Origin of the sequence: Dyadobacter sp. CY351 (assembly GCF_021502625.1) — a bacterium.
Taxonomy (GTDB): domain Bacteria; phylum Bacteroidota; class Bacteroidia; order Cytophagales; family Spirosomataceae; genus Dyadobacter; species Dyadobacter chenhuakuii.
Genome location: NZ_JAKFFU010000006.1, coordinates 141,538 through 153,912 on the forward strand (window position 1 = coordinate 141,538; position 12,375 = coordinate 153,912).

10 protein-coding genes are annotated in these 12,375 nt (G+C 48.4%); 1 reads left to right on the top strand and 9 read right to left on the bottom strand.

Annotated elements, in window-relative coordinates:
• Nucleotides 1-27 precede the first annotated feature (27 nt).
• The 8 genes from hemN to L0660_RS13120 form a co-directional block, all read right to left on the bottom strand.
• Nucleotides 28-1,392, bottom strand: coding sequence for an oxygen-independent coproporphyrinogen III oxidase (gene hemN, locus L0660_RS13085; protein WP_235159871.1), 1,365 nt, complete (start codon nucleotides 1,390-1,392; stop codon nucleotides 28-30).
• A 115-nt stretch (nucleotides 1,393-1,507) separates the two neighbouring features.
• Nucleotides 1,508-2,215, bottom strand: a complete 708-nt coding sequence (locus tag L0660_RS13090; protein WP_235159872.1) for a sulfite exporter TauE/SafE family protein — start codon at nucleotides 2,213-2,215, stop codon at nucleotides 1,508-1,510.
• Nucleotides 2,216-2,222: 7 nt separating this feature from the next.
• A complete protein-coding gene (locus tag L0660_RS13095) occupies nucleotides 2,223-2,669 on the bottom strand; it encodes a FixH family protein (protein WP_235159873.1) in 447 nt (148 codons plus the stop codon).
• A gap of 15 nt (nucleotides 2,670-2,684) precedes the next feature.
• Complete coding sequence (gene ccoG / locus L0660_RS13100; protein ID WP_235159874.1) at nucleotides 2,685-4,127, bottom strand: cytochrome c oxidase accessory protein CcoG; 1,443 nt, start codon at nucleotides 4,125-4,127, stop codon at nucleotides 2,685-2,687.
• Nucleotides 4,128-4,153: 26 nt separating this feature from the next.
• Entirely contained in the window at nucleotides 4,154-5,176 is a 1,023-nt protein-coding gene (locus tag L0660_RS13105) for a c-type cytochrome (protein WP_235159875.1), read from the bottom strand.
• Nucleotides 5,177-5,183: 7 nt separating this feature from the next.
• Nucleotides 5,184-7,328, bottom strand: coding sequence for a cytochrome-c oxidase, cbb3-type subunit I (ccoN, locus tag L0660_RS13110; RefSeq protein WP_235159876.1), 2,145 nt, complete (start codon nucleotides 7,326-7,328; stop codon nucleotides 5,184-5,186).
• Nucleotides 7,329-7,342: 14 nt separating this feature from the next.
• The gene (gene ccoS / locus L0660_RS13115) at nucleotides 7,343-7,522 is read right to left on the bottom strand and encodes a cbb3-type cytochrome oxidase assembly protein CcoS (protein WP_026629706.1); all 180 of its coding nucleotides are present in this window, start codon (nucleotides 7,520-7,522) and stop codon (nucleotides 7,343-7,345) included.
• Between the two features lie 93 nt (nucleotides 7,523-7,615).
• Nucleotides 7,616-10,069 carry a heavy metal translocating P-type ATPase metal-binding domain-containing protein gene (locus L0660_RS13120; RefSeq protein WP_235159877.1) on the bottom strand — a complete coding sequence of 818 codons (2,454 nt, stop codon included), beginning with the start codon at nucleotides 10,067-10,069 and terminating at the stop codon, nucleotides 7,616-7,618.
• Nucleotides 10,070-10,256: 187 nt separating this feature from the next.
• Here L0660_RS13120 and L0660_RS13125 point away from each other — a divergent pair, with 187 nt between their 5' ends.
• On the top strand, nucleotides 10,257-10,808 hold the full coding sequence (locus L0660_RS13125) for a hypothetical protein (RefSeq protein ID WP_235159878.1): 552 nt from the start codon (nucleotides 10,257-10,259) through the stop codon (nucleotides 10,806-10,808).
• Nucleotides 10,809-10,873: 65 nt separating this feature from the next.
• Here the strand turns inward: L0660_RS13125 and L0660_RS13130 are convergent, their stop codons facing one another.
• Complete coding sequence (locus L0660_RS13130) at nucleotides 10,874-12,367, bottom strand: c-type cytochrome domain-containing protein (protein ID WP_235159879.1); 1,494 nt, start codon at nucleotides 12,365-12,367, stop codon at nucleotides 10,874-10,876.
• Nucleotides 12,368-12,375: the final 8 nt, after the last annotated feature.

Genomic DNA, 12,375 nt, shown 5'->3' on the forward strand with positions numbered 1-12,375 from the left:
GGTGAAAGGGACAAGATTTTAACTGGATCAGACGGTTTGGCTGAATAACTGCGCCTCGGGTTGGGATTCCCATAAACGCGCATCGAAAGCCATGCAGATGTTACGGATGAACGGCTTTCCTTTCTCGGTAACATGGAGGCTGAGGGGTTGTAATTCAACAAGTTCATCAAATTCCATTTCGTCCAGGCGCTCAATCGACTGGAACACTTCTTCACAATATTCATTGGTTTTGGACCATGAGGTTTCAAACTGTGTCATTAACCTTAAAATATGCCGGCGCAGGATCAGATCTTCGCGTGTCAGCTCGTGACCGCGGGCTATGGGGAGCATGTCAGCCGCGATGCGCTGATAATAATCTTCGACCTTTTTTTCGTTCTGTACATAACCCGTCCAGCTGTCGCTGATCGCAGAAGCGCCCAGTCCGATTAGCAGTTGGGTATGGGTGTCGGTGTAGCCCATGAAGTTGCGGTGCAGGCGCTGTTCCTGCTGTGCTTTGTAAAGCGTATCACCCGGCAAAGCAAAATGGTCCATGCCAATGTCCTGGTAACCAGCCAGCTCCAGCGCACCTCTGCCCGTTTCATAAATAGCCATTTTTTTATCGGCATCAGGCAGGTCTTTTTCTGTAAAATTTCTTTGTCCGGGTTTAATCCAGGGGACGTGTGCGTAGCTGTAAAAGGCAATGCGGTCGGGTTTGAGCTGGATCACGCGCTGCATGGTTTCCATCATGTAACATGCTTTTTGGAATGGTAACCCATATACAATGTCAAAATTCACAGATGTGTAGCCGATTTCCCTGGCCTTTAACGTCAGGTGCTTTACCTGCTCATAAGTCTGCACGCGGTTGATAATGGCCAGCACGATCGGGTTAAAATCCTGAACGCCAATGCTGATCCGCCGGAAACCCACTTCAAAAAGTGTTTGCAGGTGCTCGTCGGTCGTATTACCAGGGTGCGCTTCAAATCCGAATTGCGCCTGGGGATGGACAATGGAGTCTTTTAACAAACCCACAATAAGCATTTTCAGGTTTTCGGGACTAAAAAATGTTGGGGTTCCTCCGCCCAGGTGAATTTCCCGGATTACAGGTTTGGTTTCGCCGAAACCAGATAGGTACATCTGCCACTCTTTGAGGACAGCCCGAATGTATTTCAGTTCAACGAGATGATTGACAGTAATGCGTGTATTGCAGCCGCAGTAAGTGCACAAACTTTCGCAGAACGGCAGGTGAACGTAAAGGCTTATGCCTTCTTTCTGGTTAGAAACTTCAAAAGCATTCATAACCAGTTCCTTCCATTTTTGCTGGGTAGGGGGCGTTTTCTGCCAGTATGGAACGGTTGGATAGCTCGTGTAACGTGGTCCGGGTGTATTGTATTTGAACAGCAGGTCCTTATCCATGGTAATCGTATTTTGATTGGTTACTATGAATCAAAACTAGGCTTATGGCGTGCCGAAAAACATGACTTTAATCAGGATTAAAACTAACCTTTGTCTGATCCGGGGCCGTGCATCATTATTTGCCGTGACATTCCGTGATGGGGTTGGCCGTAGGCTGGGCTGCGTGGGGATATTCAAATAAGGTGCTGCGATAAAGCAGCCATATTCCAGCAATGGCGATAAAAACGGGTGTTACCTGACGAAATCTGCTCCGGACGGCGGGCGTTACCCAATTTTTAAAGAATCCGACCGCCATCATCGCCGGCCATGTTCCCATACCGAAAACAAACATGAAAATACTCGCCGCGCCGCTGCTTCCTGTTGCTAATGAGCTCATTAATGCCAGATATACGAGCCCGCAAGGAAGCAGCCCGTTCAGCGAGCCGAGCAAAAACCACCCGTGCAGCTTGCGGCTGTGCAGCAATGCAGCCATTCGTTTTTTAATGAGATTAACAGGCTTGCGCAAAAATCCCGGTGCGATCAGCAAACCTGCAAATGCTTTTGGCCAAAAAACATAAGCCAGCATAAAGAGCCCGGCTAGCACGGAAATGTATTTGAGATAGCCCATCAATGCCAGCGCACTGCCAAAAATGCCGGTGGCGGCCCCCAGCATAGCATAGGAGCTTGCCCTGCCGAAATTATAGACAAACAAACCCGAAGTGCGCTGCCAGGCGTTGCCTTTTTGCACGGGAAGCGCCAGCGCAATAGGCCCGCACATGCCCATGCAATGGAAACTGCTAAGCAGTCCCATCGTCAGGGCAAGATAAGGGAGGGCATTGTTCAATGTTTTGTTATTGGTGACTGATTACGATGACATCCTCAGTCCAGTATGTCTGTTCTTTATTTTTCCAATCGATTTGCAGGTGATAGGTGCCTTCGGGAATGTTGCCGACAGGAATAATCTGCGTGTGCTCGCGTGGAGCGATCTTGAATTTCCGGTCATTTTTATCGTTTGACGGGCAGTATAACTTGATCTCACCCGTCAAATCGGCTTGCTGGACATTACCGGGAAAAACAATGCTGATTTCCTTGGCGGTCACTTCCCATTTCACGGGCTCGGTAAGTGCTGCGGACCGTTCTTTTTTGTCGATCTTATCCTGAAAACCAACTTCTTCTTCGTAATAATGCTCGGTTACCAGATCGATTTTCTGGCCGATGCTCATACTGACCAGCAACAATATCATGGCTACAAAGCCCAGATACAGCGCTGTTATGCCGACTCCCCAGTTAATTTTCATGATCGTTATTTTTAATTAATTTTCTGGTGCTATGAATGTTGTTTCAAATGCTTCGAGCTTTTCATCACCCTGATATACAGACAGTTTTAATGTTGTTTTGCGACTTTTTAATTCATTGCCCGGCACAATAATAAACACAGTGCCTTCAACCATTCCGGCAGGTTCAAGTGACAGATCAGGTGCTTTCGAGCCAGATTTTCCCGTGGTGGATGCTCCCGCAAAAATCAGCTTACCCTGAATGCCTTCCAGCCGGATCTCGGGCACAATCGCATGGTTGGTTTTGTTGAAAATCTTGAAAGTATAAAGGTTTGTAATAGTCTTATCCTTGTTTTCAATGTACTGGCTGCCCGGCGCGCGCAGCAGCATGGTTTGGGTATCGGTTCGCGACACAACCATAAATCCCAGCACCGACCATAGTAGAACCAGCATCACCATTGCACCCACGACACGAGGCGTAATGAGCTTATTGGTTTTCCTGACAATTGCATTTTCGGAAGTGTAGCGGATCAGTCCTTTTTCAAATCCTACTTTTTCCATAATGTTGTCGCAGGCATCAATGCAGGCTGTACAGTTCACACATTCCATTTGCAGGCCGTTTCTGATGTCAATGCCCGTCGGGCATACGGCCACGCATTGATGGCAGTTAACGCAATCACCTTCGGTGCGTTCCTGGTTTTTATGGATTTTTCCGCGGGGCTCGCCACGCTCATAATCATAGGCAACATTAATGGTGTTACGGTCCATTAGCACACCTTGCAAGCGGCCATAGGGACACACCACCGTGCATGCCTGATCGCGCAGCCATGCGAAATTGAAGTAGAAGATGGCTGTGAAAGCAATGATCCCGCCAAAAAGCGGCATATGGTCTGCAATGGGCTCACGGATAATTTTAGAAAGCTCATCCACACCCAGCACATACGACAGCAGCAGGTTAGCGATCAGGAATGATACGATCATAAAGGCCCCGTATTTGGCCGTTTTTTTCAGGATCTTGTCTGTGTTCCAGGGCGCTTTGTTGAGCAGTTTCTGCTTGGTTGCATTGCCTTCAATGGCGTATTCGATCTTGCGGAAAACCATTTCCATAAACACTGTTTGCGGACATGCCCAGCCGCACCATAACCGTCCGAAAACGGTTGTAAAAAGCACAATGAAAACCATAAACGACAGCATTGTAAGGCCGAAAAGCCAGTAATCCTGCGGGCCTATGAAGATGCCGAAAATGATGAATTTACGTTCCAGCACATTGAACAGCAGCAAAGGCTGGCCATTGAATTTGATAAATGGTGTCGCAAATAAAAGCGTCAATATCAGCACTGTAAACCAAACCCTTCGCGTATGCCATTTGCCGGTTGGTTTTTGGGGGTAAAACCAATTTCGTTTTCCATCCTCATTTACCGCATTGAAATGGTCGCGGAATGATTCGTCGGAATCGTTGATGACATGCTGGGTCGTATTCATGTTCGTAGTGTGAAAATTGACTTAACTTAGTTTTCTGCGACCTGATTACTGCTTACGAGCTCACCCTGAGGCTCCTTCGGGCTGGCGGGTTTGGTGCCTTGCAAAGAATGTACATAGCTGGCCACTTTTTGAATGTCGGTAGGCGAGAGCTGTTTTTCCCAGGAGATCATCCCTTTTTCAGGAACGCCGTATTTGATGACTTTGAAAAGATTTTTGATTCCGGCCCCATGCAGCCAATACGCATCTGTCAGGTTGGGGCCCACACTTCCTCCGCCGTCCGCTCCGTGGCAAGCGGTGCATTTTTCCTGGAAAATGGCTTTTCCCTGTCCGATTGCCGCTTCTTCACCGATCAGCGTCACCGTATTTTCATCCATGGATGCGCCAACTTTTGCCATATAAGCCTTTTTATCAATTTCCGCTTGCGCCACCTCTTTTTCGAGTTCGGCAAGCTGGTAATCGCCTATGCCGCTGAAATAATAAGCCCCGTAACCAACCCCGATAACAACAGTGGCCAGGAAAAGCGATTGCAGCCACGGCGGCATGCGGTTGTCGAGCTCCTGGATGCCATCATAATCATGGCCCTGGATGATCAGCTGATGTTCCTGGCTGGGCAGAATGCTCATGCCCGCAAATTTTTTCCACCAGGAAATAACCGGAGCATCTTGCGTTTCTGCCTTGGCTGGCGCCGAGATTTTACGAAGTAATGTTACAGTGTTGACCAAAGCGATTACCACCAGCAGCGCTGCAAAAAACAGGATGGCCAGCAGCACGAGCAGTATCAGCTCGTTGCCGCTGATCGCACGGATAGGTTCTGCCGTTTCCTGGGCAAAGGCCGGGCCGCCCATCGTGAAAAAGAAAAGTAAGGAAAGCAATGCCTTTTTGATCACACCATCATTCAATGGCATACTTTCCATTTTTTGCAGCGATTTTTTATCAATCCCAATCACAAAAACGATCAGCGACACGAAGAAGACAAAAAATATTATAAGCGAGATCAGCGGGTAAATGCCTATGCCGGCAATGGTTTCAAGATATGTTCGGAATTTCATAATTCAATCATTTTTTAATATCAGTTCCTAATCTTTGCAGGTAAGCAATGAGTGCAATGATTTCCTTATCCTCATTAGCCTTGATGCCGCTTTGTTTTAGCCGGGCCTGGATTTCTTTGGCTTGTTTGCTCAGATCGGTGTTGGCCATTTTATCATAACCTTCTTCATAAGGCACGCCCAATGTTTGCATAGCACGGATCTTGGCAGCTGTTGTGCTCGTATCCAGATCATCTTCCAGCAGCCAGCCATATCTTGGCATAATGGAGCCGGGCGACATTGTGGTGGGATCTTCCATGTGGTTGTAATGCCATGAATCAGGATATTTTCCGCCTAGTCGGTGCAGATCCGGGCCTGTTCGTTTTGAGCCCCACTGGTGCGGGTAATCGTAAACAAATTCACCCGATTTGGAATATTCTCCATAACGTTCGATCTCGGAGCGGAACGGACGGATCATTTGCGTGTGGCATACATAGCAGCCTTCGCGGACATAAATATCGCGTCCCTGCAATTCCAGCGGCGTGTAAGGTTTCACTGATGCAATGGTAGGCACATTAGATTTTATCATGAAGGTTGGGATCATTTCGATCATCCCGCCAATGGCTACGGCGATCAGCGCGAAAACGGTCAGCGCCAGCGGTTTGCGTTCAAACAACCTGCGGTGCCAGTATTCGCTTTTCTCAGCATGCCAGATCGCGCTCAAAGGCATTGCTTTTGCCGTTTCGGTGGCGATGAGCTTGCCTTTCAGCGCCGTCATCCACAAGTTATAGATCATCACAATGAAGCCAACAATATATAATGTGCCGCCTACGCTGCGCAGAAAATACAGCGGTTTGAGCTGTGTTACGGTTTCAAGGAAGTTGGGGTATTTTAAAAGTCCTTCCTGCGTGAATTCCTTCCACATAGAACTTTGCACCCAGCCAGCCCAGTACATGGGAATGGTGTAAAACAAGATGCCGAGCGTTCCGATCCAGAAGTGGAAGTTGGCAGCTTTTTTAGAATATAACGGACGTCCGTATATGCGTGGGAATAGCCAGTATAAAATTCCGAAAGTCAGAAAGCCGTTCCAGCCCAGCGCGCCTACGTGAACGTGTGCAACGATCCAGTCGGTATAATGTGCGATTGCATTCACATTTTTGAAAGAAAGCATTGGGCCTTCGAATGTGGCCATACCATATGCTGTGATGGCTACAACCATAAATTTCAACACAACATCTTCACGGACTTTATCCCAGGCGCCGCGCAGGGTCATTAACCCGTTGATCATACCGCCCCAGGAAGGCGCAAGGAGCATGACCGAAAATACGGTTCCAAGCGTTTGTGCCCATTCGGGTAGGGAAGTGTAAAGCAAGTGGTGCGGCCCGGCCCAGATATACAGGAATATCAGCGCCCAGAAATGGACGATAGAAAGCCGGTAGGAATAGATAGGACGGTTAGCCGCTTTGGGAAGAAAATAATACATCAGTCCCAGATAAGGAGTCGTAAGAAAGAACGCCACGGCATTATGTCCATACCACCATTGTACGAGTGCATCCTGCACACCTGCGTACACTGAATAGCTTTTGAATAAAGAAATCGGCAGCGCCATACTGTTGACCACGTGCAGCATGGCAACGGTCACAAATGAAGCAATGTAAAACCAGATCGCAGCGTAAATGTGCTCCGTACGGCGCTTAATGGTGGTCATTACCAGGTTAATGAGCGCTGCGACCCATACCACGGCAATGGCAATGTCAAGCGGCCATTCCAGCTCTGCGTATTCTTTGGAGCTGGTAAGGCCCATAGGCAATGTGATGGCCGCCGCCAGAATGATGAACTGCCAGGCCCAGAAATGCATCCGGCTCAGCAATGGGCTCCACATCGGCGTTCTCAGCACACGCGGTGCAGAATAATACAAGCCGGTAAAAAAACCATTGCCGACAAATGCAAAAATAACCGCATTGGTATGCAGCGGCCGGATGCGGCTGAAAGTAAGATATGGCAGATCCATATTCAGATCAGGAAAAACCAGCTGTAATGCAGCCAGCAGCCCGACGAGCATACCGATGAGACCGAAAAGTATTGTTGCAATCGCGAAATCCCGCACAATGCGGTTATCGTATTGGAACTCATCCAGTTCAACGGTTGCCAGAGCAGGATGGGGAACGTTTGACATAACTCAGGTAAAATTTAGTGAATATCTTTGGTGTTGTTTTTGGATGCATCGCTGCTGGTATCATCGAAAAGTATACGGACGGAAGGCGTGTAGTCATCATCGTAATGCCCTTTGCGCACCGACCAGATGAAGGCACCTAAGAATCCCAGGGCGATGGAAAGGCTGGCGATAATCATGACGAACATTGCACTCATTTTGAAAGAATCTTTTGCTGTTTGTATGGATCAAAACTACCGGATCGCCCCGAGCAGAAAGATGATGACAGCGTGGTTCACAACTGACCTTCGTCAGTTTTTCAAAATCCTCTTGGCAGATAAGTTGCTGGCAATGGTGGTAAAGCCAACAATGGAAATCAAACTCACGGGCATCAGAATGGCGGCAAGCACGGGCGAGAGCTGGCCGCCTATGGCAAAGAATAGTCCTCCCACGTTGTATATCAGCGATATAGCAAAGCTGGCCTTGATGATTTTCTGGCCCCGACGCGCCAGGTTGATGAAAGCGGGTAAGCGCGAAAGCTGTTTGCCGTCAATGATCATGTCGCAGGATGGTGTGAAATTATTGATGTCGTCGGAAACGGCTACGCCTACGTTACTTTGCTGCAAAGCGCCGGCATCATTCAGCCCGTCGCCCACCATGAGCACATTCTGATACATTTTTTGCTGCAATGCTGCGATGAATGCCAGCTTGTCTTCGGGTTTTTGTTTGAAATACAAATGGGCAGGACTTCCGAAAATATGCGCCAGGTAATCCTGATCCGTGGGTTTGTCGCCCGAGAGCAGATAGGTGTTAAAGCCGTGATCGTCCAGCTTATCTATGGTTTGGGACAGATTCTCCCGGTATTTTATTTTAACCAAAAAATGACCCTTGCAAACGCCATCAATGCTGACATACACCCTGGAAAAGCGATGGTCATTTTCGATCATTTGCTCTCCGACCCACGCCGCCGAACCCAGCTTAATGGTGTGGTCTCCGAATGATCCTTTAATGCCTGAGCCGCTGGCCTCTATATAATGTAAAAGCTTTCGCGTTTCTGTATGAACACTGGCCAGGCTTTTCACAACCAATCTACTCAGCGGATGGGAGGATTGCGTGGCTATTTTTTTCACCATAGCCATTTGCTGGCCGCTCATCTGGGTGCCGATAAATGTCACTTCCGCATCATCGGAGCGGGTTATGGTGCCTGTTTTATCAAATACGACGGTGTCGATCTTCGAGAGGCGTTCGATGGCATCCGCATTTTTGGGATAACATTGGTTTTTACCAAAAAGCGCCATCAGGTTGCCGTTTGTAAAGGTGGAGGAGAATAGCAATCCGCAGGGGCATGCTACCAAAAGGCAAGTTGTAAATGCACGGAAGGCCGTTTCAGGGTTTTTGAAAATAAAATACCAGGCAGCAAAAGTAACCGAGGCAATGATGAGCACGATCACAGAAAAATACCTGTTGATCCGGGCGGCTAGCATTTGATTCTGGTCTTCTTTTTGTTTGGTAAAACTCTCATTGTTCCAAAGCTGCGTGAGGTAACTTTGCGAAACTTTTCGCATGATTTCGAGCTCAATAGCAGGTCCGGTTTGCTTGCCGCCCGCGTAAATCGTATCGCCTTTTTTTCGCCTCACCGGCTCGGCTTCGCCGGATACAAAACTGTAATCGATCAGCGCCTCGGGGCTTAACAGAACGGAATCGGCCGGGATAAGCTCCGCATTTCTGACGAGTATAATGTCTCCTGCATTCAGGTCTGTGACAGGGGTCCTGATCTCGGCTTTGCCGGTTAATACGGAAACGGCAACGGGGAAATAGGATCTGTAATCGCGATCAAAGGAAATGCCGGCGTAGGTTTTGTCCTGAAAAAAGCGGCCGGTAAGCATAAAAAAGACTGCGCCGGTGAGGGAATCAAAATAGCCCGGGCCGGTGCCGGATACGATCTGGTAAAGGCTGAGACTGAAAATAGAAACGAGCGCAATAACGATCGGGGCATCAATGTTCAGGTATTTTCCTTTGAGTGCTGCCCAGGCCGATTTGAAAAAATCACTGCCGCAGTAAAGCAGCACAGGAATGGCCAAAGCCAGGTTCAGCCAGCCAAATGTAGCCCGGAGGCTTTCATCAAATGCATCTTTGCCCAAATGAAAATATTCGGGAAAGCTGAGCATCATTACATTGCCAAAGCAAAATCCGGCAACGCCGATCTTATACAGTCTTTTGCGGTTCCACTTCTTAACCTGCTCACCTGCAATGTCGTTGAGGCTGATGTAAGGTTCATAGCCGATGCTCGATATCAATGTGGCCAGCTCGCTGAGCTTTACATTCCCGGCTTCAAAGGTAATCCTGACTTTCTTTTCAGGGAAATTTACGACCGAGCTTCGGATACCCGGATTGAATTTGTAAAGCTGTTCCAACAGCCAGATACACGAGCTGCAATGCATTTTTGGAATGTACCAGCTTACCTGCGAAAGGTGGCCGTCGGTGAATTCCAGCATTTTGGCGTGGACGTCGGGCAGGTCCAGGTAGTCGAATTTTCCTTTGAAAAAGGATTTGTCGGGTGAAATTCCGGCAGAGCTGTCGATGTTATAATAATCGCACAATTCGGTGACTTTTAAGAGGTCGTAGACATGATAGCAGCCCTTGCAGCAAAACGAATGTTCGTCGGCGTTGATGGTTTCCTCACGGCATGTTTCGCCGCAATGGTAACAGGTATTTTCGGTCGTCTTTGCTGCCGCCGGTCCGATTGTAATGGTTTCTTGCTCCATGCTATTGACTTCTTAATGCTTCTTCAAAATTGGAGAAAGATTATGTCGCCAAATTTGACGGAGATTGGCTGGTAAAATGACTTTGGTCAGGTTCTTGGAAAATATTAGTAAGTTCTATTTTTCCAAATCTGTACGGCTGGCATTATATTGGTAGGTCACAGCACCAATCGACTTGAACTTTGTAATTATGGGATCAACAAGTTACGCCTACGATCTGCCGGGAACCGTTTCGGCTGTTTTTTTTACCAAACAACATGCTGAAAGTGCGTACCAGGCCTTGCTGAAGATGGGACATACGGAAGATGACATTTCTATACTGATGTCTGATGAGACATTGAACAAGCATGCCAATCCTACGAATGAGAAAGCGGGTTATGGTGCCGACGAGCAGATTGCGCTGGATGATGAGGAGTCCAAGGCGGGAGCGAAACATTTGCTTGCAGATGCGATTATTTCAATTACTTCTATGATCTCTCTGCCGGAGCTGGGCATTTCCATTTCCCGAAGACTGATCGGAAAAGTGGCAGAGAAATCGGAAACAAAAACCATAAGCGGAGTGATCGCAACGCATATCCCCGAAGAACATTGCGATACTTACGAAACGGGCGTCAGGGAGGGCGGGATTATCATTAGTGTGGATCCCAAAAACCGCGCAGAACGGGACGCCATTGTCAGGGAATTCCGAAACAATGACGGCCATGATATTCTGGGGGACGATGGCTATACGGAGTTGGATTAGGCTTCAAAAACAGTCTGTATGGATAAAAAGGGCACGGCGCTGCCAGTAACATTCCGTAGCTTTTATTATTTGTTTTTAACTTCTTTGGGATCGCTTTTATCGCCCGCTTTGACAAATTCCGCTGCGGTGGCCTCATTGAAACCGTTCATGACCAAAAGATCGGGAAATTGCTTTCCAACCTGACTCACGGCGCTGTCTGTTACGGCCGATTGCCACACGTAAATCGAGCGAAGTGCTTTCATGCCCGCAACTGCTTTCAATCCCGCATCTCCTACCTTGGTATCGACAACATTGATATAGCCCAGATAGGGAAGGGGTTTCAACATTGCGATGCCCTTATCTGTAATGCCGGTGTGTTCTACATGCAGCTTGCTGAGGTTGGGGAACTTTGAAATTTGCTCAAATGCAGCGTCGGTTATAGACGTGCCTCCTAGTTTGAGCCAGGTAATTTGCTGGGCAACGGGTTTCAAAAGCTCCATTTGCTTATCATTGAAACCGGGCAGATTCACTGCACTGATTTCTAGCAGGTTTTGATCCTGAGATAATGTGTTGACAATAAGCCCTGTTTTTCTTAAATCCTCAATAACCCGATCATCCGCCTTTGGCACTTTCAGGCTAAGCACGCCGGGTTCGGAGATCTTGTCGGAGCCGGCCGGAGCGCCCTTTGTCAGCGAAGCCAGTGCAGGTTTAATGGCTTCCGAAACCGTCAGTTGGGAGACTTTTTTATCAGCCGAAGCACCCTGATCGATCCACCACGAAAGCAGCGCGATCTGGTCCGTTGTTAGTTGAGGCTTGCCTTTTGGCGGCATATGCTCGTCATCGTTTTCGGGCAAAAGGCATCTTTTGATCATATCGCTTTCTGCACTTTTTCCAGCAATGAATGCAGGGCCGTTTTCGCCGCCTTTTGCCAATAACCCCAGTTGGTCCATGCGCAGGTCGCCTTTGCTTTTACTGGCGCTGTGGCATTGGGTGCATTTGGTTTGCAGGATAGGCTGCACAATTTCGGTATACACTACGGCCTGCTGCACATCTGCAATGGGCTTAATTTCAGTTGGTTCTGCTTTTAAAGGCGGCAGGCCGGCCAGGCTGCGGAAAGGTTCGGGTGTGTACTGCGTTAGGTAACCCTCGCCATGCGTAAGCGAGCCGCCGTCGTGGCCGGCGCTTAATGTAAGTGCGGTGGCGACCAGGATGGCGGGGAGGTAAATCAGCTTACCTGCCGGCAAGGCCTTTTGCAGCTTATCAGATTTGACAAGGCAGGCTGCCCAGGCGAAAACGGCTACTCCAATTCCCTTCCACATGTGATTATCAAGCAGGTTAACATCATATCCACCGCTTAATGAGAGCAGGTAACCCGCCCCGCAGGCAAATGTTGCGCTGATGGCAGACCATAGCAGAATAAAAACAACGACGTTTTCGCTGACAGCAATTTTCCCCCAGCGCCTTCCCAGTTCGAGCAAGGCTGCTATCAACAAAAAGCCAATAGGGAAATGCACGATAGCCGGGTGAAACCTGCCAATGAATGTTGCCCAGGATGAGTCCTGCAATAGAATAGAATACATGTTGAAGG